Origin of the sequence: Burkholderia sp. BCC0097 (assembly GCF_902832985.1) — a bacterium.
In the GTDB taxonomy this organism is placed as follows: Bacteria; Pseudomonadota; Gammaproteobacteria; order Burkholderiales; family Burkholderiaceae; genus Burkholderia; species Burkholderia orbicola.
Genome location: NZ_CADFDM010000003.1, coordinates 236,646 through 257,266 on the forward strand (window position 1 = coordinate 236,646; position 20,621 = coordinate 257,266).

Consider the following 20,621-nt stretch of genomic DNA (forward strand, 5'->3'; position numbering starts at 1 on the left):
TCGTGCCGGCGCCCGACGTGCGCGTACCCGTCCTGCACATCCCATAAACTAATCACGAAACGATATAAGCCGGATAGCCGACCTCGTCATGCGGGTTTTGCGCTTCAGTTACAATGCCGCTTTTGGCGCAAACGCCACCCCATATATACCGCCAAGCAGGAGCGTTTTGATGACTCACGTTGTGACCGAAGGCTGCATCAAGTGCAAATACACGGATTGCGTGGATGTGTGCCCGGTGGATTGCTTCCGTGAAGGTCCCAACTTTCTCGCCATCGATCCGGACGAGTGCATCGACTGCGCCGTGTGCGTCGCCGAATGCCCGACCAATGCGATCTATGCCGAAGAAGACGTTCCGGGCGACCAGCAGCAGTTCACCGAGCTGAATGCCGAGCTGGCGAAGAACTGGCCGTCGATCACGAAGACCAAGCCGGCGCCGGCCGACGCGGACGAGTGGAAGGACGTGCAGGACAAGCTGCACCTGCTCGAGCGCTGATCGCGCGGCGGCCGCAAAAATTTTTATGCGCCGCGGCCCCAAAGTGTTGACAGGTTAGCGAACACTCCATACAATCTCGTTTCTCTGCTGTTGCTTGTTTGTTCCCCGATAGCTCAGTCGGTAGAGCGCCGGACTGTTAATCCGTAGGTCCCTGGTTCGAGCCCAGGTCGGGGAGCCAAAAACGCAAAAGCCCGTTGAAAGTGGACGGGTTTTTTGTTGGAAAACACAGCACGCAGATGTACCGATTTATTCCCCGATAGCTCAGTCGGTAGAGCGCCGGACTGTTAATCCGTAGGTCCCTGGTTCGAGCCCAGGTCGGGGAGCCAAATAGCGAAAGGCCCGTCATGCGACGGGCCTTTTGTTTTTCCGGCCACCGTTCCGCCTTTCTGCTTTTCGTGGCCCGGTCATGCGCATGCTAGAGTCTCTGTCCCGCATTCGCATCCGGTTCCGTCGATGAAGCATCGCCTCCTGCGCTCCGCGCCCCTCGCCCTCCTGCTCTCCGCCTTCGCCGCGGCACCGTTCACGCATGCGGAGGAAGTCGGCAGCGTCAACACCCATTTCCGCGTCACCGGCTCCGACCGCGTGGTCGTCGAGGCCTATGACGATCCGGTCGTGACCGGCGTGACCTGCTACGTGTCGCGCGCCCGCACCGGCGGGATCAAGGGCACGCTCGGCGTGGCCGAGGACCCCAGCGAAGCGTCGATTGCGTGCCGGCAGGTCGGCCCGATCAGCTTCAAGGAACCGGTCAAGCAGCAGGCCGACGTATTCAGCGAACGCATGTCGTTCATCTTCAAGACGCTGCACGTCGTGCGCGTGGTCGACAAGAAACGCAACACGATCGTCTACCTGACCTACAGCGACCGTATCGTCAGCGGCAGCCCGAAGAACGCCGTCACCGCGGTGCCGATGCCGGCCGGCACGACGATTCCGGTCAAGTAAGGCCGCACCGGCGGGGCGCGCGAGCGATACACTGTCGGTTCGACCGCTCCCGCGCCCGATCATGTCCGCCACCCGCCTCCCCGATTCCGCACGCTACTGGCGTACGCCGCTCGTGCCGGACGCGGATCTGCTCACGGCCACCTATCGCGATCACGCGTTCGCGCCCCACTGGCACGACGCGTACACGATCCCCGTGATTCTCGACGGCGCGGAACGCTTCACCTATCGCGGCGCCGGCCATGTCGCCGAAACGGGCACCGTGCCCGTCATCAATCCCGGCGAAGTGCATACGGGCTCGCGTGCCGCCGACGAAGGCTGGTGCTATCGCGTCAGCTACATGCCGGTCGAATTCATCCACGAACTCGCGAGTACCATCGCGGGCCGCCCGCAGGATGCGCCGTGGTTTGCCCCCGACGTGATCCGCGATGCCGATCTCGCCGCCCGGCTCACGCTCGCGCACCGGATGCTGGAAGCCGGCAGCGAGCGCGCGCTGTCGTCGCATGCGCCGGGGCAGCCGGCCGGCGATCCGGCGGCCGGCGCGCCGCGCATCTACGACCCGCTCGCCGCCGAAACCGCGATGCTCGACGCGCTGTCGACGCTGATCGTGCGCCACGCCGACGTGCGGCCGCAACCGGCGCCGCTCGCGGCCGACGAACCGCGCGTCGACGCGATGCGCGAGCGGCTCGCCGCCGACCTGACGTGCACGGTGACGCTCGACGACGTCGCGCAGACGGTCGGCCTGTCGCCATTTCACGCGGCGCGCCTGTTCACACGCACGACCGGCATGCCGCCGCATGCGTGGCGCAACCAGCTGAGGCTGCAGCGTGCGCTGGCGCCACTGCGCGCGGGCGTGCCCGTCGCCGATGTCGCCGCGGCCAGCGGCTTCGTCGACCAGAGCCACTTCACGCGGCATTTCAAACGGATGTTCGGCGTGCCGCCCGGGCGCTGGCAGGCAAGCTGACGCGAGGCTTCCTGTCGCCGGCAACCACGCTGCGACTCGCTCCGGCCTGCACTCGAGCCACGGCCTCGACCCGCCGAGCGCAAGAACATACAAGCCGGCTCGCCACCGCCCCGCTATCCTCCCGCTCATGGAGGAGCGCTTCTTGGACAAGACACCCGCATCGCCCCCGCGCCGCCCGCTCAACGAATGGCTCGACGGCGCGCGCGACACGATCCCGATGATGATCGGCGCCGCGCCGTTCGGCGTGATTTTCGGCACGCTCGTCGGCGGCGGCCCGCTCGCCGCCTGGCACGGCGCACTGATGTCGCTCGCCGTGTTCGCGGGCTCCGCGCAGTTCATCGCGCTCGGCCTGATCGCCGGCAGCGCGAGTTTCGCCGTCGTGCTCGCAACGACGCTGATCGTGAACCTGCGTCACCTGCTGTACAGCGCGACGCTCGCGCCCTATGTCGCCCACCTGCCGCTGCACTGGCGCGCGACGCTCGGCGCGTTGATGACCGACGAGGTATTCGCGGTCGCTTACGGCCACTACCGGCACTACCCGCCCGGTACGATCGGCCCTCACTACTTTTTCGGCTCCGGACTCGCGATGTACCTGAACTGGCAGGTCTGGACGCTCGCGGGCATCGGCTTCGGCGCGGCGTTCCCGGGCCTGCAGTCGCTCGGCCTCGATTTCGCGATGGCGGCGACCTTCATCGCGATCGTCGTCCCGCAGCTCGGCACGCTGCGCTACTTCGCGGCGGCCGCCACGGCCGGCACGCTCGCGTACTTCTGGCAGGGCTGGCCGTACAAGCTCGGGCTGCTCGGCGCGGTCGCCGCCGGCGTCGCGATCGGCGTCGTGCTCACGCTGCGGCACGATCGCACGCGCGCCAACGCTCGTTCGGAGGCCGCATCGTGAGCTACGCGCTGTTGATCCTCGGGATGGCCGTCATCACGTATGCGATCCGCTCGACGCTGTTCCTGTTCGGCGAGCGGCTGACGTTCCCGCCGCTCGTGCGAACCGCGCTCGCCTTCGTGCCGGTCACCGTGCTGACCGCGATCATCGTGCCGATGACCGTCTCGCCGCACGGCGGCACGGCCGAGCTGACCTGGCGCAATCCGCAGCTCGTCGGCGCACTCGCGGCCGTGCTCGTGTCGGCCGTGACCCGCCGCCCGCTCGTGACGATCGCGGCCGGGCTCATGGTGTTCTTCCTGTGGCAAGGGGTCGTCCTCCCGCACTGGCCGGCTACCTGAGCGCACGCTCCATCGCGCGCGCTCAAGTTTCCGCCCGGTGCGCCGATATAGGAGAGGAAGACCCGCCACCGGCCCCGGCGCGCACCGGTCAGTCGACGCTGCGCCCGCCCCGGTGCGCCGTGCCGGCGCCGGCTTGCGCGGGCCCCCATCGAGACGATTCATGGGCCAGATCACCCTTTCCCTCAAGGACGACACGCTCGAGTCCCTGCGCAAGGACTACGACGCGTTCGTCCGCGTGTCGCTGAAACTCGACCCGCAATTCGCGACGCCGTCGTTCGAGGATTTCCTGCGCGCCAAGCTGCTCGACAACATGGTGCCGCTCACCGAGCACGCGGTGCAGCGGATGCTGCAGGGCGGCCAGTACGCGTGGGCCAAGCGCACGCTCGACAAGGAATTCCCGGACGTCGTCGCGATCCTGATGCGGCAGGCCGGTGAATTCGGCTTCGGCTTCGCGTCGCGCTCCGAATGGACGCCCGACGAACTCGCGAAGGCATGCCGCGACTGGGCGAAGGCGATCGTCGCCGAAGCGCAGGGCGATGCGTCGCTGATCGACCCGCTCGCGTCACAGATCAAGGGCGCCGCGCAGGACATCCAGACGCTCGAGGAGCTGATGCAGACGCCTGCGTGGCGGCTCGCGGAATCGCTGCGACAGCGGATCTACGAGGCCAAGCTCGCGTGCGAGATGAGCGTCGGCAGCATTGCCCGCGACAAGCTCGGCGAACTGCGCGGGCTGCTGCGGCTCGGGCTCGCGCACGGCTCGTTCCAGAAGCAGGAAGCGCAGCAGATCATGGAATACCTGCGGCTGCTGAAGCCGGAGATCTTCGTCGAGGAACCGTACGACGTCTTCGCGCGGCTCGCCGCATGGCTGCGCAGCGTATTCACACCCGCTGCCGTGCGGCCGCCGCAGGGACAAGGACAAGGGCCGCGCCGGCCGTAAGCACGCGGCCCGCTGAACGCATCACCTCATGAAAATGGCCCGGTTCGCGCGAAGCGAGCCGGGCCGCCGGACGATCGCCCGTCGCGACACGCCCGCCGAAGACGAGCGTCGCGACAAGCGCCGGGCACCGCTTACTGCGTGGTGCCCTGGGCCGATGCACCGCCCTGCGCGCCGACCGATGCGCCGCCTTCGGTCGCCTCGTCGGCCTTCGCCTTGGCCGAACCGGCATGGCTCTTGGCCGACTTCGCCGCATGCTTCGTATGCTTCTTGGCCGAATGGACGGCCGACGACGTCGTATTCTTCGCGCCATCGGCTGCCGCGCCGACCGCATCGGTCGCACCGCCCGCCGCATTGCCCGACGCGTTCGCGCCGGCACCACCCTGCACGCCTGCACCGGCACCAGCGGCCGGCGTCTGCGCCTGCACGCCGGCACCGGCCGCGCCTTGCGCCGCCGTGCCCGTCTGGGCGAATGCGGCCGAAGTGGCGAACGCCGTCAGCGCGGCACCGATCAGCATCGTACGAATCTTGGACATGGCAATTCTCCTCAAGAAGTTGTGCGTCCGGTCCGCAGCGATGCGGTCCGTCGCGTTCCCCGCCGCAACACGCAGCAGGTACGACAGAAGACCCGCGGCCCGCGCGGCCGGTTCGCCAATCTCTCAGACTGTTACCCACCGTTTCATTTGCTGACGAATCGCTCACAGTCCTTTACAACGTGCGCCAGCCGCCCGCGCTCGCGTGCCGGCCCCTGGTGCCGTATGATGCGGAGCGTTTCCTCCCGCGCATCGCGCATCTTCCACGTCATGCCCAATCTGGATTTCACGCTGACCGGCGAATACGTCGAGCTGCACAACCTTCTCAAGATCACCGGCCTCGCGGACAGCGGCGGCACCGCGAAGCTGATCGTCGCGTCCGGCGCCGTTAAAGTGGACGGCGCGATCGAGCTGCGCAAGACCTGCAAGATCCGCGCGGGCCAGGTCGTGCTGCTCGGCGACACGCGCATCGCGGTACGCGAGGCGTAGCGCCCGCCGGGGTTCCCCCTGCCCGCGACATGGCCATCGGAGCACGCGTTCGACACGGTACGAATAAAGCCGTAAGCTAGCCGTCTCTCAAAATAAATACATATAGCGCGGGCCCGCACCCGCGCGAGCGCCCATTCCATGTCGCATTCCGGTCTTACGCGGACGGCCGCCGCGCCGCCGTCCCTGTCCAGTCATGCCGCCGATACCGCGCGCCTCGCCGCGCCGCTCGCGATCGCGCAACTCTCCCAGATGGCGATGAGCGTCACAGATACGGTGCTGCTCGGTTCGCTCGGCCCCGATTCGCTCGCGGCAGGCGGGCTCGGCGCGAATTTCTTCTTCGTGATCGTGACGATCCTGCAAGGCGTGCTGTCGTCGGTCAGCGTGAGCGTCGCGCACGCGCGCGGCGCGCAGGCCGAGGATCGCGTGCCGCACATCTACTGGACGGGCTTCGTGCTGTCCGTGCTGCTCGCGATTCCGGCGATCGTCGCGCTGTCGCTGGCCGAACCGATCCTGCTGATGTTCCACGAGCCGCCGCTGCTCGCGCATCACGTCGGCGAATACACGGGCATCCTGCGCTACGCGGCGCTCGGCAGCCTGATCGGCGTCGGGCTGATGCGCGCGTTCCTGCCCGCGATCGGCGCCGCGCGCCGGCTCCTGTGGGTGTCGATCGGCGGCGTCGGCGTCAACGGCGTGCTGAACTACGGGCTGATCCACGGCGCATTCGGGCTGCCGCGCCTCGGCTTTCTCGGCTCGGCCGTCGCAACGACGATCACGATCTGGCTCACCGCGCTCGCCCTCATCTGGCTGCTGCACGGCCGGCAGCGCTTCCGCCATTTCGTGACCGCCGCGCGCCCGAAGCTGCCCGTGATGGGCGAGCTGATCGGCATCGGCTGGCCGGTCGCGATCACGTACGGGGTCGAATCGACGCTGTTCCTCGCCACCGGCCTCACGGTCGGCGTGCTGGGCGCGACGTCGCTCGCCGCGCACCAGATCGCGCTGAACGTCGCGTCGGTGTCGTTCATGGTGCCGCTCGCGATCGGCCAGGCAGCCAACGTGCGCGTCGGCTACTGGATCGGCGCGGGCTCGCCCGTCGCCGCGCGACATGCGGGCTTCGTCGCGCTGGCGCTGGGCGTCGGCTTCATGTCGCTGTCGGGCCTCGTGATGATCGTCGCGCCGCACACGATCGTCGGCCTGTACCTGCATCTCGACGATCCGGCCAACGCGGCCACGGTGTCGCTCGCCGCGTCGCTGCTCGGCATCGCCGCGGTGTTCCAGATCGTCGACGGCATGCAGACCGTCGGGTCCGGGGCGCTGCGCGGCCTGAAGGACACGCGCATCCCGATGCTCGCCGCGACCCTCGGCTACTGGGGCATCGGCTTCCCGACCGGTTACTGGTTCGCGTTCCATGCGGGCATGGGCGCACGCGGCCTGTGGTGGGGGCTCGCGGCGGGCCTCGCGAGCGTCGCCGTGCTGATGGCATGGCGCTTTCACCGCAAGACCGCCTCGCTCATCGCGACGGCGCGCTAGGGGCTGGTCACGCTCGTCACGAGCTTGCGCCGCCCCCAGGCGCGACACGACGCAAAATCGCGACCGGCGCTATGCTTGTCGGTTGAACCCATCGAGACGCCGCGCAAGCGGCGCGCCTGCCTCACGATACGTCTGATTACGCCTGACGCCGCGCGACGACGCGCGGCCTTTCCCCTTTCCCGGAGGAGTGCATCATGAATGAAGCAGTTCGGATGGAACGCGACACGTTCGGCGAGATCGCCGTGCCGGCCGACCGGCTCTGGGGCGCGCAGACCGAGCGCTCGCTGCAGAATTTCCGGATCTCGACGGAGAAGCAGTCGCCCGAGCTGATCCACGCGCTCGCGATCGTCAAGCGCGCCGCGGCGGCCGTCAACCAGTCGCTCGGCGTGCTCGCCGACGACAAGGCACACGCGATCATCGAAGCCGCCGACGAGATCATCGCCGGCAAGCATCCGCGCGAATTCCCGCTGGCGGTGTGGCAGACCGGCTCCGGCACGCAGACCAACATGAACCTCAACGAGGTGATCGCGAATCGCGCGAGCGAGCTGATGGGCGGCGAGCGCGGCGAAGCGCGCAAGGTTCATCCGAACGACGACGTGAACCGCGGCCAGTCGTCGAACGACGTGTTCCCGACCGCGATGCACATCGCGGCCGCGTATGCGATCGTCAACCACCTGCTGCCGGCGCTGCGCACGCTGCGCGCGACGCTCGACGCGAAGTCGAAGGCGTTCGCCGACATCGTCAAGATCGGCCGCACGCACCTGCAGGACGCCACGCCGCTCACGCTCGGCCAGGAGTTCTCCGGCTACGTCGCGCAGCTCGACCAGGGCATCCGTCACGTCGAATCGGCGCTGCCGCACCTGTACGAGCTCGCGCTCGGCGGCACCGCGGTCGGCACGGGGCTGAACGCGCATCCGGAGTTCGCGGTGCGCGTGGCCGACGAGATCGGCCGGCTCGCGAAGCTGCCGTTCGTGACGGCGCCGAACAAGTTCGAGGTGATGGCGGCCGCCGACGCGCTGGTGTTCGCGCACGGCGCACTGAAGACGGTCGCGGCCAGCCTGATGAAGATCGCGAACGACGTGCGCTGGCTCGCGAGCGGGCCGCGCTGCGGACTCGGCGAGCTGTCGATTCCGGAAAACGAGCCGGGCAGCTCGATCATGCCGGGCAAGGTGAATCCGACGCAGTCGGAAGCCGTAACGATGCTGTGCTGCCAGGTGTTCGGCAACGACGTCGCGGTCAACGTCGGCGGCGCGAGCGGCAACTTCGAGCTGAACGTGTTCCGGCCGATGATCGCGCACAACGTGCTGCAGTCGGTGCGGCTGCTCGCCGACGGCGCGCAGAGCTTCAACGATCACTGCGCGGTGGGCATCGAGCCGAACCGCTCGCGCATCGACCTGTTGCTGAACGAATCGCTGATGCTCGTGACGGCGCTCAATCCGCACATCGGCTACGACAAATCCGCGCAGATCGCGAAGAAGGCGCACAAGGAAGGCACGACGCTGAAGGCGGCCGCGCTCGCGCTCGGCTACCTGACCGAGGCGGAATTCGATGCATGGGTGCGCCCCGAGCAGATGATCGGGACGCGATAAAGGCAGGATAGCGGGCGCGGCGCGTCGAGCGCGGCGCCCGTCGCGCTCAGACCGCGCCCTTCGCGACCTCTTCCGGCTTCATCTCGACGATCTTGTCGAGCGCGGCCCGCACGTCGGCCGCATATTTCGCGAGCACCTTCTGCTCGTCGGTCTCGGGCACGAACGGCGGCACCGGCACCGGGTTGCCGTTCTCGTCGACCGCGACGAACACGACGAGGCAGTCGGTCGTCTGGCGCAGCACGCCGCCCTTCGGATCGCCCGCGTGCACCGACACATGGATGTGCATGCTGGTCCGGCCCGTCGCGACGACGCGCGCCTTCAACTCGACCAGATTGCCGACCAGGATCGGGCGCTGGAAACGGATGTTGCCGACGCTGACCGTCACGCAATAGCGGCTCGACCAGACGGCCGCGCACGCATACGCGACCTCGTCGATCCACTTCATCAGCGCGCCGCCATGCACCTTGCCGCCGAAGTTCACGGACGAAGGCTCGGCAAGGAAGCGGAATACGGTTTCGGTGCGGTCGAGAGCGGCCGGCACGGGGGACGGTTGGGGCATTGTTGTGGCTCCAGGCGGCAGGGGCGCTGTGATCGGGCCATTATACGTTGCACTGCGGCAACGCGTCGCGGCAAGCCCCGCGTGGCGGGGCTCCGGCGGCCATGCCGGCTCGCGCGGGGCTCGGTGCCGGTCAGCGGCGCACCGTGATGCCCTGGTCGATCGTCCCGTACATCTCGATACTGCCGCCGCGCTCGCCGGTCGCACCCGCGCCACCCTGCGCACAGGCCGCGCAGAGGAATGCGGCCGCCAACATACAGAAAATCGTCTTCATCGTTGCATCGCATCACATGCGGCGGCCCGTTGCCGCCGCGTCCGGCCATTCTACGCGCGGCCCGCGACGGGCCGCGGTCCGTCCGGCCGCAGCGTCGAAACCGCTGCATCCGACATTTCATCCGGCAGCGAAACATCGAATGCGCGCACGGACTACACTGCCCGTCATCCCGCTCGACGAGACACGACGATGACTGACCAAGACGACCACCATTTCCCGGGCCTGAGCCGCATCGGCGCACTGATCGCCGACCCGGGCCGCGCCGCGATGCTGTGGGTGCTGATGGACGGCAGCGCGCGACCGGCCGGCGAACTGACGATGATCGCGGGGCTGTCACCGTCCGCGGCCAGCGCACACCTCGCGCGCCTGACCGAAGGCGGCCTGCTGGCCTTGGACGTACGCGGCCGGCATCGCTACTACCGCATTGCGTCGGCCGACATCGCGGCCTCGCTCGAAGCGCTGGCGAACGTCGCCCGCGCGGCCGCGCCGCACCGCCCGGTTCCACCGCCGTCGCGCGCGGTCCCGGCCGAATTGCGCTATGCACGTACCTGCTACGACCACATGGCCGGCGAACTCGCGGTACGCATCTTCGACGGCCTCACCGCGCGTGGCTGGCTGCTCGCCAATGGCGACGCGATCGAAACCACCGAGCTCGGCACGCAGGCGCTCGCGCAATGGGGCATCGACGTCGCGCAGCAGCGCGCGCGCCGACGCCGCTTCGCGTGCGGCTGTCTCGACTGGAGCGAACGGCGCTCGCATCTCGGCGGCGCCCTCGGCGCGGCGCTGCTCGACAGCTTCTGCGCACACGGCTGGATCGAACGCGCTGCCCGCCCGCGCGTGCTGCGCGTCACGGTGCCCGGGCAGCAGGTTTTCGACGCGTGGCTTACGTCGGCTTGACGCCGGCATTGCAGCTGCACGACAACGGCGCGCGATGGACAGGTTTTGTTACATCGCGTGCCATTCGACTTACAAAACACCGTGCCTTGAAACAGGCCAAGCGGATATCGTGAACTGGACGGCACGAATCGACGCGCCGCGATCACAACGATGACGCTCACCATGGCCTCCCTGTTCGCGCTCAAGCGCACCGCCCGCTACACGCTGCTTGCCTTCGCCGTACTGGCGGCGCTGCCGCCCGCCTTCGCGCAATCGGCCGATGCGCCGCCGAGCGCGGCCGCGGCAAGGCAACCGGGCGGCGATCCGCCCGGCCGCGTCGCGCGGCTCAATTACCTGTCGGGCGCCGTGACGACCGAACCGGCCGGCACCGATGGGTGGTCGTATGCGGCGGTGAACCGCCCGCTGACGACCGGCGACCAGCTGTGGAACGATGCCGGCGCGCGCTCGGAACTGCACATCGGCTCGACGGCGGTGCGGCTCGGCGAATCGACGAGCCTGTCGGTGCTGAACCTCGACGACACGACGACGCAATTGAAGGTGGGGCTCGGCACCGTGTCGACGCACGTGCGCGATCTGCCGGCCGGCGGATCGTACGAAATCGACACGCCGAACCTCGCGCTCGGCATCACCGGCCCCGGCGACTATCGCGTCGATGTCGCGCCGAACGGCGCGAGCACGACGGTTACGGTGCGCAGCGGCAGCGCGACCGTCTACGGCAGCAACGGCCAGTATCCGCTGTCGCCCGGCCAGCAGGTCGTGTTCACCGGCACCGACTTGCAGGTCGCGCAGCAATCGTCCGCACCGGGCCCCGACGCGCTCGACCAGTGGGCCGCCAACCGCGACGCGGCCGAAGCGCGCTCGGTGTCGGCCCGTTACGTGTCCCGCGACATTCCCGGCTACCAGGATCTAGACGCGAACGGCACGTGGCGCGAAACCCCGAATTACGGCGCGGTATGGGTGCCGAACGACACGCCGGCCGACTGGGCGCCGTACCACGACGGCCACTGGATCTGGCAGGCGCCGTGGGGCTGGACCTGGGTCGACGACGCGCCGTGGGGCTTCGCGCCGTATCACTACGGCCGCTGGGCGTACGTGGACGACAGCTGGGCCTGGGTGCCGGGCCCGATGGCAGTGAGCCAGCCGCCCGTCTATGCGCCGGCGCTCGTCGCGTTCGTGGGCGGCGGGGGCGGCGGCGGTTCCGACTGGAGCGTCGCGCTCACGGTCGGCGGCGTCGCCGCGGCCGGCTGCGCATGGTTCGCGCTCGGGCCGGGCGAGCCGTGGCATCCCGGCTGGGGCGGCTGGAGCCCGCACTACTACGACCGCGTCAACCGCAACATCGTGGTGAACAACGTCAACGTGAACAAGACCGTGAACGTGACGAACATCACCAATATCACCAACATCAACAAGACGTACGTGAACTTCCGCGCGCCGCACGCGATCACGGCCGTGCCGGCCTCCGCATTCGTGCACGGCCAGCCGGTCGCGCACTTCTCGCAGCACGTCGATCCGCAGCAATGGCGCAACGCGCACGTCACCCCGGGCACACCCGGCATCGCGCCGGTGCGCCAGAGCTTCACCGGCGGGCTGCGCAATGCCAGCTACCGTCCGCCGGCGGCGCTCGCGCAACACCCGTACGTCGCGACGCGTAATCCGGCCGTGCCGCCTGCGTATCGCGATCAGGCCGCCGCCCACCTCGCGCAGCAAGGCGGGCGCGTGCCGGGTGCCGGCGCACCCGTCGTCAAGACGAACGTGCCTGCCGACTATACGGCTCGCCCGGTCCGCGTTCCGGGCAAGCCCGGCGGCGGCGCCTGGGCGATGCACAACGTGCAGCTCGTGAATCCTCACGGCCCGGTCGTCCAGCCGCCCCGCGCGCCGCGCGAGGGCCAGCCGGCCGGCGTGCAGGCCGGACGGCCGGGCGCACCGGTGCCCGGCATGCCGAATGTCGCACGGCCGGCGAACGGCGAAACGCCCAACGCACCGCGTTTCGACAACGGCGGCACGCCGCGGGCGCCCGGCAACCCGATGCCGCATCAGGCGTTCGCGCCCGGCAACGGTGTTCCGCACCCGCCCGAAGCGAACAACGCCCCGCCGGGTAACGCGCACGCTGCCAACACGCCGTCGCCCGCGTGGATGCAGCCGCACACGCCGATGGAGCGTCAGCGCCCGGCTCCGCCCACCGCGCTGCACGCGGCAGGACAGAACGCGCTGCCGCCCGTGCGCAGCGCCGCGGTACCGCATCCGGATGGCGTGCCCGCACCGCAGGGCGTACAGCCCGGCGGCCGCAACGAAGCGCCTCGCACGCTGCCGCAACCGCAACCCGACCATACCGCGCAGATTCCGCAACCGCGTCCGGACTTCGCTCAACCCGCGCCGCATCGCGAAGTCGCGCCGCCGCGCGTGAACGAGTACCGTCCGCCGGCACCGGTCCTCCATGACGTGCCGCGTCCGCAGCCGCAGCCCGCACCCCGCATGGAGCCGCGCCCGTCGATGCCGGCCCCCCGGATGGAACCAAGGCCGCAGCCGGCGCCGCACGTCGAGGCGCCGCGTCCGGGCAACCCGCCGCCGCAGGGCGGCCACGAGGAGCGGCATCGCCAGTAAGTGCAGCAAACCTGAAACAAAAAGGCTCGACCGGTGTTCACCGGTCGAGCCTTTTCGCAGGGTACGGCTCGATGCAGCCGCGCGGCCCCGGCCGCGCGATCAGACCGCCATCGGCGCGGTCAACGGCTCATGGTGCCGGTAGCCGACGAGCGAGAAATCGGACGGCTCGACCTGCTCCAGCCATTCCGGCGCATAGACGCCCGTCTTCGCGTACTCGGGCACGCGCTCGGCAATCTCGAGCCGCGGGCTTTCGTACGGCTCGCGCGTGAGCTGCTGCTGCAGCATGTCGAGCTGGTTCTCGTAGATGTGCGCGTCGCCGATGAAATACGTGAACCAGCGCGGCGTGTAGCCCGTCAGCCGGCCGACGAGCGACAGCAGCGCGGCCCCTTCCGTCAGGTTGAACGGCGTGCCGAGGCCCACGTCGTTGCTGCGGATGTACAGACACAGCGAGATCTCGCGCTTCGTCGCGTTCGGCAGGAACTGGTACAACAAATGGCACGCGGGCAGCGCGATCTGGTCGAGCACGGCCGGATTCCACGCGTGAAACAGGATGCGGCGATCGGACGGGTTTTCCATGATCGTGTCCAGGCACTGGCGCAGCTGGTCGATCGCCTTGTACAGCAGCACCTTCGGTGCGCCGTCTTCGTCGAAACGCGTGACGATCCGGAAGCCGCGACGCGTCGCATCGGCGATCTGCGCGTCGGCGCTCGCATCGAGCACCTTGTAGCCCGGCCACTGGCGCCATTGCACGCCGTAGACGTCGCCCAGATCGTCGACGCCCTGGCGATACGGGTTCGCGAGCCACTGCGCGTTCTCGTTCGCGTTCGCATCCCAGACCTTGCAGCCGAGCGCGCGGAAATCGGCCGCGCTGCGCGACGCGCGCAGGAAGCCGACCAGCTCGCCGATCGCGGACTTGAACGCGAGCTTCTTGGTCGTCACGGCCGGGAAGCCTTGCTGCAGGTCGAAGCGCAGCATCGCGCCCGGCATGCTGATGGTGCGGATTCCCGTGCGGTTCTCCTGCCAGTTGCCGGTATCGAGAATGGTACGAACGAGATCGAGATACTGTTTCATGCGGGTTCCTTCGGCCGCGAGGGGCGACCGTACCCGCCAATTTTAGCAAGCGTGACGCGGAAGCTCCGGCAACGGTGCCGAAAACCCTCCCAGCGTGTCGCCGCGGTCGCGCATGCCGTGCGCGCACATCAGCCGGTAGAGCGTGACGCGCGACACACCGAGCTCACGCGCGGCATCGGCAAAACGGCCGCGATGGCGCAGCAGCGCCTGCTCGATCGCCTGCCGCTCGGCCGCCTCGCGCGCCTCCAGCAGCGACACCGGCGCGAGCATTGCATAGTCGTTCAGTTCGAGATCGGCCGCGGTGATCATCCGGCCTTCCGACATCACGATCGCGCGGCGCACGCGATTGATCAGCTCGCGCACGTTGCCCGGCCACGAATAGCCGTACAGCGACGCGACCGCGTCAGGCGAAAAACCGCGCAGGCGGCGATGCGCATCGCCCTTGAAGCGCTCGAGCATGTGACGCGCGAGCACCTCGATGTCCTTGCCGCGCGCGCGCAACGGCGGCTCCTCGATCTTCAGCACGCACAGCCGGTGAAACAGATCCTCGCGAAAGCGCCCTTCGCGCAGCGCCGCTTCCATGTCCACGTGCGTCGCGCAGATCACGCGTACGTCGACCGGCACCGACACGTGCGCGCCGAGCCGCTCGATCTTGCCTTCCTGCAGGAAGCGCAACAGGCTCGCCTGGCTTTCGAGCGGCAAATCGCCGATCTCGTCGAGAAACAGCGTGCCGCCGTTGGCGGCCTCGACGCGGCCGATCTTGCGCTGGTTCGCGCCGGTGAAAGCGCCGCGTTCATAGCCGAACAGCTCGGCCTGCAGCAGCGTCGACGGTATCGCCCCGCAATTGATCGCGACGAACGGCGCCTGCGCGCGCGACGAACGCTCGTGAATCGCGACCGCCGTCAACTCCTTGCCCGTGCCCGACTCGCCGGAGATGAACACCGGCGCATCGGTTGCCGCGACACGACGGATCGTCCGGAACAGCCCGAGCATCGCATCGCAGGTGCCGACCATCTCGCCTTCGCTGCGCCCGGCGCCGACGGGCGGCGCCACGGGATCGGTCAGGGCGACCATGCCGTGCGCATGACCGACGGTCTCGACGATCCGCGCCGTTTCGTACGGCATCGTCACGTAGTCGAAGCAATAGTCGCGAATGAGATGGCGCAGCGTCGCGTCCTGTAACTGGCCGCGCCGCGTCGCCGCGATCCAGCCGATGTGCTGGATGCTCAGGCAGGATTCGAGTTCGCGCAGGTCCGACGGCTTGAAACCCGGCGAGAAATCGAGCAGGCCGGCTGTGGCCACGCCGTGCTGCACGACGCGCCGCACATCGCGCACGGTCTCGGCGAGATCGACGCGCCAGCCGCATTCGTCGAAATGGCCGCGCAACGCGTCGTTCGGTTCGCGCGAATAGTAGATCACGTGCCGCTGATCGGCTCCCATATCCTCACCCCGTTCATCAACCGTCTAACGATTGCCGCACACGTAGGTCACGTGCAAAAGGATCGAATCGGGTCAGCCAGAGGTGGCTCGATTCGCCATGCCGATGCGCGGCAACGACAAGGCCTCGCATGATGGCGCTTATCTCGCGTCCAATAATTTTGATCAAGACAGCTAGGTTATAGGCACCGAATACGACAAACCCGTTTCAGTACCGACGGCGATGCGGCCCAATCGCTCGAGAGGTCGACGCAGGTCAATCATCTGCACATAGCGCATGCGCAGAAGGACTCCGTCATCAACACACGCGCCGATTTTCATCCTTGAAGCGTGTCGATTGAATCAGCAGTATTCCCGAGCCCCATCGTTTCAGGCCTGAAACATTTTCAGGCGTTTTCGGCCACCATTCGCAACACTCGAGCGCGAATCGTAATGACGGCAATGGTCCCGGTACGGTGGCATGTATTTCGCTGAATACGGAAACGACCGGAGACAGTCGCCATGCGAAAACATCTTTTACTTTCTTTCGTGCCGATGACGCTTGTGTTGTCGGCCGCCGGCCCGCCTGCACCGGCATGCGCGGATGAAGGCATGCAGCCGGATCGCACCGTGCTGCTTGCCGAAAGCACGCCGCGCGTCGCGCACGGCAACGGGTTCGGTATCGTGGCCGTGTCGGCGCCGCAACCGCTGCCCGCCGCCCAGGCCTCCGTGACGCTGTGGGACGAGCTCCCGCCGCCGCCCCTGTTGCCGATGCCGCTACCGGCGCCGCAATCGGGCGACCTCCGGCATGCGCTGGAAGGCAACGCGCGAGGCAATACGCATCCCTGAGTATATTCGCCGCCTCAATTCAATCAGGATGACATATTGAACTGACGATCCGGTCGAACGGGATGCCATCGAGCGGAATCGGTATCGCCGATCTCGCGACATAAAACGTTTTTGTGCTCCGTCCCCCGGCGGGCACTCTTTTTATTCGGACGGTCGTCGCGACGCGAGGCATCACGCGTCGCGACGCACGACGCACGACGCACCGCACAAGAAGCGCCGACGCCCGTGTGGATGCGGATGCCGGTGCGGGAAATCCGGTGCGCGCCACCGTTCCGGTAAAATCGGCCTCATTCCGTTCCCCCTCTTCCCCGACCTTCATGACGACGTTGACCCTGATCGTCGCGCGTGCCCGCAACGGCATCATCGGCCGCGACAACCAGTTGCCCTGGAAACTTCCGGAGGATCTCGCGTTCTTCAAGCGCACGACGATGGGCGCGCCGATCGTGATGGGCCGCAAGACCCACGAGTCGATCGGCCGGCCGCTGCCGGGTCGCCGCAATATCGTCGTCACGCGCGATGCCACGCGCCGTTTCGAAGGCTGCGACACGGTCACGTCGCTCGCCGATGCGCTGGCGCTTGCCGCGCGCGACGGCGTGCCCGAGGCATTCCTGATCGGCGGTGCGCAACTCTATGCGGAAGGTCTCATGCTCGCCGACAAACTGGTCGTCACCGAGATCGACGCCGATTTCGACGGCGACGCGTCGTTCCCCGCGCCCGACGTCGCACACTGGCAGGAAATCTCGCGCGACGCGCATCAGGCTGCTGCACCGAACACATTCGGCTATGCGTTCGTCGTCTACGAACGCAAGCGCGGCTGACATCTTCTTCGCACGATGAAAAAAGCCCGACCGGCTCGCGCCGGTCGGGCTTTGTCATTTCCTGGCGGCCTGCGCCGCGTGCGGCTTACTGCCCTGCGATCGTCATCTGCTCGATCAGCACCGAGCCGGTTTCCTTCGTGCCGCGCACGAGCGAATCCGCACCGATCGCGACGATATGGCGGAACATCTCCTGCAGCGTGCTGGCAACGGTGATTTCCTCGACCGGATACTGGATCACGCCGTTCTCCACCCAGAAGCCCGCCGCGCCGCGCGAATAATCCCCCGTCACGTAGTTCACGCCCTGCCCCATCAGCTCGGTCAGCAGCAGGCCCGTGCCGAGCTTCTTCAGCATCGCGTCGAAATCGTCGCCCGCCTGGGTATTCGAGCTGCGCAGCGCGAGGTTGTGCGAGCCGCCCGCGTTGCCGGTGGTTTGCGTGCCGAGCTTGCGTGCAGAATAGGTCGACAGGAAATAGCCTTCGACGACGCCGTCCTTCACGACGCTGCGCGCCCGCGTGCGCACGCCTTCCTCGTCGAACGGGGCGCTGCCCATCGCGCGCGGCACGTGCGGATCCTCGACGACCTGGATGTGCGGCGCGAACACCGGCTTGCCGAGACTGTCGACGAGGAACGACGTCTTGCGATACAGCGCGCCGCCGCTCACCGCCTGCACGAATGCGCCGAGCAGGCCGGCCGCGAGCGGCGCCTCGAACAGCACGGGCACCTTGCGCGTGTCGAGACGGCGCGCGCCCATCCGCGCAAGCGCGCGTTCGGCCGCGTAACGGCCCACCGCTTCGGGCGCGGCGAGATCGATCGCGCTGCGCTTCGACGAATACCAGTCGTCGCGCTGCATGTGACGGCCGCTACCCGCGATCGGCGCGCATGCGATGTAGTGGCGCGAGTACGGATAGCCGGCGAGGAAACCGCGCGACGTCGCCAGCACGAACTGCGAGTGCTGCGCCGACACGCTCGCGCCTTCCGAATTGCGGATCTGCGGGCTGACCGCGAACGCGGCGTCTTCCGCGCGACGGGCGAGCTCGACGGCCTCGTCGGCGCTCAGCGCCCACGGGTGGTACAAATCGAGGTCGCGCGGGTCGGTTTCGAGCAGCTCGGCTTCGGCGAGGCCGGCCGCTTCGTCCTCGGCCGTGAAGCGCGCGATGTTGTAAGCGGCCGCGACGGTATCCTTGATCGCGGCCGGCGAGAAGTCCGACGTGCTCGCGTTGCCGCGCTTCTTGCCGATGAACACGGTGACGCCGACCATCTTGTCGCGGTTGTGCTCGATCGTTTCGACTTCGCCGCGGCGCACCGACACCGACAGGCCGTCGCCCTCGGAGATTTCGGTCGCGGCGTCCGTCGCGCCGAGCGCCTTCGCATGGCGAAGGATGTCCGACGCGATTTCCTTGAGCTGGTCCTGCGTGTGCGGGAAATAGCGCGCTTGTACGTCGAGATTGGCTGCCATCGTCTTGGTATCCGGTGGCGGGCGGGCGCCCGCATGGTCAAAATGTTGCGTATCCCGCGATCATAGCAAGGTCCGGGGCCGGACACAGACAAGCTTGGGGTGTCCGCGCCGCGATACAATGCCGCCCATGACACGCAAAACCCGAATCCAGCCGATCGAACCTGCCGCCGAAGAAGACGACAACGGCTACGATCGCCCCAGCAAATCCCAGTTGAAGCGCGAAATGCACGAGCTGCAGGTGCTCGGCCAGGCGCTCGTCGACCTGCCGAAAGACGCACTGAAGCGCATGCCGATGCCCGAAAGTCTCGCGGACGCCGTGCGCGAGGCCCGCCGGATCACCGATCACGAAGGCAAGCGCCGCCAGCTTCAGTACGTCGGCCGCGTGATGCGCTCGCTGACCGACGACGAAACGGCCGCGCTGCGCACCGCGCTCGACGCGCAACGCGGCGTGAACAAGGCCGCCACCGCCCGCCTGCACTGGATCGAGCGCACGCGCGAGCAACTGCTCGCGAGCGACGACGCGCTGACCGAATTCCTGCGCCAGCATCCCGACGCCGACATCCAGGAAGGCCGCACGCTGATCCGCAACGCGCGCAAGGAAGCGCAGCAAGGCAAGCCGCCGCGCTATTTCCGCGAGCTGTTCCAGTGGATCAAGGCTGCGGGCGGCGCGTCCGACAGCGACGACGAAGCGGCCGACGACGCCGGAGACGACCATGACGACGAAGCGTAACCATCCGGACGAGCTCGTGGTCGGCCTCGTGTCGATCAGCGACCGCGCGAGTACGGGGGTCTACGAAGACAAGGGTATTCCGGCGCTGCAGGAATGGCTCGCCGGCACGCTGGTTTCGCCGTGGCGCGCCGAAACGCGCCTGATCCAGGACGACGCGCCGACGATCTCGGCCACGCTAACCGAACTCGTCGACGTCGCCGGCTGCGACCTCGTGCTGACGACGGGCGGCACCGGCCCCGCGCGCCGCGACGTGACGCCCGAGGCCACGCTCGCCGTGGCGACGAAGGAAATGCCGGGATTCGGCGAACAGATGCGGCAGATCAGCCTGAATTTCGTGCCGACCGCGATCCTGTCGCGGCAGGTCGCGGTGATCCGCGAAACGGCCGACCATGCGGCGCTGATCATCAACCTGCCCGGCCAGCCGAAGTCGATCCGGGAAACGCTGGAAGGGCTGCGCGATGCCGACGGCAAGTCGACCGTGCCCGGCATCTTCGCCGCGGTGCCGTACTGCATCGACCTGATCGGCGGCCCGTATATCGAGACCGACGCCGCGGTGGTCGCGGCGTTCCGGCCGAAAAGCGCGCGCCGCTGAGCGTTGGCCGAGCGTGGCGCGCGTGCCGGCCCGCTCAGGCGGCCGGCGCGGACTCGCCTGCCGACACCGACGCGGCCGGAATCAGGAAATGCTCGCGGTAGTACTTCAGCTCGTCGATCGACTCGTGGATGTCCGCGAGCGCCGTGTGCATCGCCCGCTTCTGGAAACCCTTGTAGATGGCCGGCTGCCAGCGGCGGCACAGCTCCTTGAGCGTGCTGACGTCGAGATTGCGGTAGTGGAAGAATCGCTCGAATTCCGGCATCCAGCGCGCCATGAAGCGGCGGTCCTGGCAAATCGAGTTGCCGCACATCGGCGACTTGCCGGGCGACACGTACTGCGCGAGAAACGCCTGCAACTGCGCGGCGGCTTCCGCCTCGGTCACGGTCGATGCGCGCACGCGGTCGATCAGGCCCGAGCGGCCGTGCGTCGACTTGTTCCAGTCGTCCATCTTCGCGAGCGTCTCGTCGCTCTGGTGGATCGCGAACACCGGGCCCTCGACAGCGATGTCGAGCGTGGAATTGGTCACGACGACCGCGATCTCGATGATGCGGTCGTTATCCGGGTCGAGGCCCGTCATCTCCATGTCGAGCCAGACGAGGTTCAACTCGTTGCGCACGAGCGCGGGCTGGCTGGCGGAAGCGGCGGTATCGGTCATGATTCATCCTG

Annotated in this window: 22 protein-coding genes and 2 tRNA genes; 17 read left to right on the forward strand and 7 right to left on the reverse strand. The window is 68.0% G+C overall.

Going from position 1 to position 20,621, the window contains the following annotated elements; genetic code table 11:
- The first annotated feature begins 169 nt into the window (after window positions 1-169).
- The 8 genes from fdxA to HWX07_RS10705 all read left to right on the forward strand — a co-directional run bounded on the left by fdxA (window position 170) and on the right by HWX07_RS10705 (window position 4,560).
- Window positions 170-493 carry a ferredoxin FdxA gene (gene fdxA, locus HWX07_RS10670; protein WP_011544919.1) on the forward strand — a complete coding sequence of 108 codons (324 nt, stop codon included), beginning with the start codon at window positions 170-172 and terminating at the stop codon, window positions 491-493.
- A 102-nt stretch (window positions 494-595) separates the two neighbouring features.
- A tRNA-Asn gene (locus HWX07_RS10675) sits at window positions 596-671 on the forward strand.
- Between the two features lie 72 nt (window positions 672-743).
- Window positions 744-819: transfer RNA gene (locus HWX07_RS10680), tRNA-Asn, on the forward strand.
- Between the two features lie 127 nt (window positions 820-946).
- Window positions 947-1,432 carry a CreA family protein gene (locus tag HWX07_RS10685; RefSeq protein ID WP_175876294.1) on the forward strand — a complete coding sequence of 162 codons (486 nt, stop codon included), beginning with the start codon at window positions 947-949 and terminating at the stop codon, window positions 1,430-1,432.
- Window positions 1,433-1,493: 61 nt separating this feature from the next.
- Entirely contained in the window at window positions 1,494-2,393 is a 900-nt protein-coding gene (locus HWX07_RS10690; RefSeq protein WP_175876295.1) for an AraC family transcriptional regulator, read from the forward strand.
- A gap of 127 nt (window positions 2,394-2,520) precedes the next feature.
- Entirely contained in the window at window positions 2,521-3,288 is a 768-nt protein-coding gene (locus tag HWX07_RS10695) for an AzlC family ABC transporter permease (protein ID WP_175876296.1), read from the forward strand.
- Window positions 3,285-3,623 (forward strand): AzlD domain-containing protein, encoded by a 339-nt coding sequence (locus HWX07_RS10700; RefSeq protein WP_175876297.1) that lies wholly within the window; start codon window positions 3,285-3,287, stop codon window positions 3,621-3,623. The genes HWX07_RS10695 and HWX07_RS10700 overlap by 4 nt, the downstream gene beginning before the upstream one ends.
- A gap of 160 nt (window positions 3,624-3,783) precedes the next feature.
- Window positions 3,784-4,560 (forward strand): DUF4088 family protein, encoded by a 777-nt coding sequence (locus HWX07_RS10705; protein WP_175876298.1) that lies wholly within the window; start codon window positions 3,784-3,786, stop codon window positions 4,558-4,560.
- A gap of 131 nt (window positions 4,561-4,691) precedes the next feature.
- Here HWX07_RS10705 and HWX07_RS10710 read toward each other — a convergent pair whose 3' ends face one another.
- Window positions 4,692-5,093 (reverse strand): hypothetical protein, encoded by a 402-nt coding sequence (locus HWX07_RS10710; protein ID WP_175876299.1) that lies wholly within the window; start codon window positions 5,091-5,093, stop codon window positions 4,692-4,694.
- Between the two features lie 267 nt (window positions 5,094-5,360).
- Between HWX07_RS10710 and HWX07_RS10715 the strand changes: the two genes are divergently transcribed.
- The 3 genes from HWX07_RS10715 (at window position 5,361) to fumC (ending at window position 8,695) form a co-directional block, all read left to right on the forward strand.
- Complete coding sequence (locus HWX07_RS10715) at window positions 5,361-5,579, forward strand: RNA-binding S4 domain-containing protein (RefSeq protein WP_027783904.1); 219 nt, start codon at window positions 5,361-5,363, stop codon at window positions 5,577-5,579.
- 138 nt (window positions 5,580-5,717) lie between these two features.
- Complete coding sequence (gene norM / locus HWX07_RS10720; RefSeq protein WP_175876300.1) at window positions 5,718-7,106, forward strand: multidrug efflux MATE transporter NorM; 1,389 nt, start codon at window positions 5,718-5,720, stop codon at window positions 7,104-7,106.
- A gap of 194 nt (window positions 7,107-7,300) precedes the next feature.
- Window positions 7,301-8,695 carry a class II fumarate hydratase gene (fumC, locus tag HWX07_RS10725; RefSeq protein ID WP_175876301.1) on the forward strand — a complete coding sequence of 465 codons (1,395 nt, stop codon included), beginning with the start codon at window positions 7,301-7,303 and terminating at the stop codon, window positions 8,693-8,695.
- Window positions 8,696-8,741: 46 nt separating this feature from the next.
- On the opposite strand, the gene HWX07_RS10730 is transcribed toward fumC, so the two are convergent.
- Both HWX07_RS10730 and HWX07_RS37165 read right to left on the reverse strand, forming a co-directional pair.
- On the reverse strand, window positions 8,742-9,254 hold the full coding sequence (locus tag HWX07_RS10730; protein ID WP_011544912.1) for an acyl-CoA thioesterase: 513 nt from the start codon (window positions 9,252-9,254) through the stop codon (window positions 8,742-8,744).
- Window positions 9,255-9,384: 130 nt separating this feature from the next.
- Window positions 9,385-9,507, reverse strand: coding sequence for a hypothetical protein (locus tag HWX07_RS37165; protein WP_279608436.1), 123 nt, complete (start codon window positions 9,505-9,507; stop codon window positions 9,385-9,387).
- Window positions 9,508-9,714: 207 nt separating this feature from the next.
- Between HWX07_RS37165 and HWX07_RS10735 the strand changes: the two genes are divergently transcribed.
- Both HWX07_RS10735 and HWX07_RS10740 read left to right on the forward strand, forming a co-directional pair.
- Window positions 9,715-10,422: a helix-turn-helix transcriptional regulator gene (locus HWX07_RS10735; protein ID WP_124463682.1), complete on the forward strand. Its 708-nt coding sequence runs from the start codon at window positions 9,715-9,717 to the stop codon at window positions 10,420-10,422.
- A gap of 150 nt (window positions 10,423-10,572) precedes the next feature.
- Entirely contained in the window at window positions 10,573-13,023 is a 2,451-nt protein-coding gene (locus HWX07_RS10740; RefSeq protein WP_244129968.1) for a DUF6600 domain-containing protein, read from the forward strand.
- Between the two features lie 99 nt (window positions 13,024-13,122).
- Here HWX07_RS10740 and HWX07_RS10745 read toward each other — a convergent pair whose 3' ends face one another.
- Both HWX07_RS10745 and HWX07_RS10750 read right to left on the reverse strand, forming a co-directional pair.
- Window positions 13,123-14,094 (reverse strand): thymidylate synthase, encoded by a 972-nt coding sequence (locus HWX07_RS10745; RefSeq protein WP_175876302.1) that lies wholly within the window; start codon window positions 14,092-14,094, stop codon window positions 13,123-13,125.
- Between the two features lie 42 nt (window positions 14,095-14,136).
- The gene (locus HWX07_RS10750) at window positions 14,137-15,534 is read right to left on the reverse strand and encodes a sigma-54 dependent transcriptional regulator (RefSeq protein WP_175876303.1); all 1,398 of its coding nucleotides are present in this window, start codon (window positions 15,532-15,534) and stop codon (window positions 14,137-14,139) included.
- Window positions 15,535-16,032: 498 nt separating this feature from the next.
- Here HWX07_RS10750 and HWX07_RS10755 point away from each other — a divergent pair, with 498 nt between their 5' ends.
- A complete protein-coding gene (locus HWX07_RS10755; RefSeq protein ID WP_175876304.1) occupies window positions 16,033-16,359 on the forward strand; it encodes a hypothetical protein in 327 nt (108 codons plus the stop codon).
- Window positions 16,360-16,676: 317 nt separating this feature from the next.
- The gene (locus HWX07_RS10760; RefSeq protein WP_175876305.1) at window positions 16,677-17,177 is read left to right on the forward strand and encodes a dihydrofolate reductase; all 501 of its coding nucleotides are present in this window, start codon (window positions 16,677-16,679) and stop codon (window positions 17,175-17,177) included.
- An 85-nt stretch (window positions 17,178-17,262) separates the two neighbouring features.
- Here HWX07_RS10760 and pmbA read toward each other — a convergent pair whose 3' ends face one another.
- Window positions 17,263-18,633 carry a metalloprotease PmbA gene (gene pmbA, locus HWX07_RS10765; protein ID WP_006476538.1) on the reverse strand — a complete coding sequence of 457 codons (1,371 nt, stop codon included), beginning with the start codon at window positions 18,631-18,633 and terminating at the stop codon, window positions 17,263-17,265.
- Window positions 18,634-18,760: 127 nt separating this feature from the next.
- On the opposite strand from pmbA, the gene yjgA reads away from it, so the two are divergent.
- On the forward strand, window positions 18,761-19,363 hold the full coding sequence (gene yjgA, locus HWX07_RS10770; RefSeq protein ID WP_279608435.1) for a ribosome biogenesis factor YjgA: 603 nt from the start codon (window positions 18,761-18,763) through the stop codon (window positions 19,361-19,363).
- Window positions 19,347-19,955 carry a molybdopterin adenylyltransferase gene (mog, locus tag HWX07_RS10775; protein WP_011544905.1) on the forward strand — a complete coding sequence of 203 codons (609 nt, stop codon included), beginning with the start codon at window positions 19,347-19,349 and terminating at the stop codon, window positions 19,953-19,955. Before yjgA ends, mog begins: the two co-directional genes overlap by 17 nt.
- A 34-nt stretch (window positions 19,956-19,989) precedes the next feature.
- On the opposite strand, the gene orn is transcribed toward mog, so the two are convergent.
- Window positions 19,990-20,610: an oligoribonuclease gene (gene orn, locus HWX07_RS10780; protein WP_006476541.1), complete on the reverse strand. Its 621-nt coding sequence runs from the start codon at window positions 20,608-20,610 to the stop codon at window positions 19,990-19,992.
- Between the last annotated feature and the right edge of the window lie 11 nt (window positions 20,611-20,621).

What these genes read in the sequence shown, in the direction of transcription:
- fdxA (WP_011544919.1), top strand. Translation starts at nt 170, where the DNA reads ATGACTCACGTTGTGACCGAAGGCTGCATCAAGTGCAAATACACGGAT.
- HWX07_RS10685 (WP_175876294.1), top strand. Translation starts at nt 947, where the DNA reads ATGAAGCATCGCCTCCTGCGCTCCGCGCCCCTCGCCCTCCTGCTCTCC.
- HWX07_RS10690 (WP_175876295.1), top strand. Translation starts at nt 1,494, where the DNA reads ATGTCCGCCACCCGCCTCCCCGATTCCGCACGCTACTGGCGTACGCCG.
- HWX07_RS10695 (WP_175876296.1), top strand. Translation starts at nt 2,521, where the DNA reads ATGGAGGAGCGCTTCTTGGACAAGACACCCGCATCGCCCCCGCGCCGC.
- HWX07_RS10705 (WP_175876298.1), top strand. Translation starts at nt 3,784, where the DNA reads ATGGGCCAGATCACCCTTTCCCTCAAGGACGACACGCTCGAGTCCCTG.
- HWX07_RS10710 (WP_175876299.1), bottom strand. Translation starts at nt 5,093, where the DNA reads ATGTCCAAGATTCGTACGATGCTGATCGGTGCCGCGCTGACGGCGTTC.
- HWX07_RS10715 (WP_027783904.1), top strand. Translation starts at nt 5,361, where the DNA reads ATGCCCAATCTGGATTTCACGCTGACCGGCGAATACGTCGAGCTGCAC.
- norM (WP_175876300.1), top strand. Translation starts at nt 5,718, where the DNA reads ATGTCGCATTCCGGTCTTACGCGGACGGCCGCCGCGCCGCCGTCCCTG.
- fumC (WP_175876301.1), top strand. Translation starts at nt 7,301, where the DNA reads ATGAATGAAGCAGTTCGGATGGAACGCGACACGTTCGGCGAGATCGCC.
- HWX07_RS10730 (WP_011544912.1), bottom strand. Translation starts at nt 9,254, where the DNA reads ATGCCCCAACCGTCCCCCGTGCCGGCCGCTCTCGACCGCACCGAAACC.
- HWX07_RS37165 (WP_279608436.1), bottom strand. Translation starts at nt 9,507, where the DNA reads ATGTTGGCGGCCGCATTCCTCTGCGCGGCCTGTGCGCAGGGTGGCGCG.
- HWX07_RS10735 (WP_124463682.1), top strand. Translation starts at nt 9,715, where the DNA reads ATGACTGACCAAGACGACCACCATTTCCCGGGCCTGAGCCGCATCGGC.
- HWX07_RS10740 (WP_244129968.1), top strand. Translation starts at nt 10,573, where the DNA reads ATGACGCTCACCATGGCCTCCCTGTTCGCGCTCAAGCGCACCGCCCGC.
- HWX07_RS10745 (WP_175876302.1), bottom strand. Translation starts at nt 14,094, where the DNA reads ATGAAACAGTATCTCGATCTCGTTCGTACCATTCTCGATACCGGCAAC.
- HWX07_RS10750 (WP_175876303.1), bottom strand. Translation starts at nt 15,534, where the DNA reads ATGGGAGCCGATCAGCGGCACGTGATCTACTATTCGCGCGAACCGAAC.
- HWX07_RS10755 (WP_175876304.1), top strand. Translation starts at nt 16,033, where the DNA reads ATGCGAAAACATCTTTTACTTTCTTTCGTGCCGATGACGCTTGTGTTG.
- HWX07_RS10760 (WP_175876305.1), top strand. Translation starts at nt 16,677, where the DNA reads ATGACGACGTTGACCCTGATCGTCGCGCGTGCCCGCAACGGCATCATC.
- pmbA (WP_006476538.1), bottom strand. Translation starts at nt 18,633, where the DNA reads ATGGCAGCCAATCTCGACGTACAAGCGCGCTATTTCCCGCACACGCAG.
- yjgA (WP_279608435.1), top strand. Translation starts at nt 18,761, where the DNA reads ATGACACGCAAAACCCGAATCCAGCCGATCGAACCTGCCGCCGAAGAA.
- mog (WP_011544905.1), top strand. Translation starts at nt 19,347, where the DNA reads ATGACGACGAAGCGTAACCATCCGGACGAGCTCGTGGTCGGCCTCGTG.
- orn (WP_006476541.1), bottom strand. Translation starts at nt 20,610, where the DNA reads ATGACCGATACCGCCGCTTCCGCCAGCCAGCCCGCGCTCGTGCGCAAC.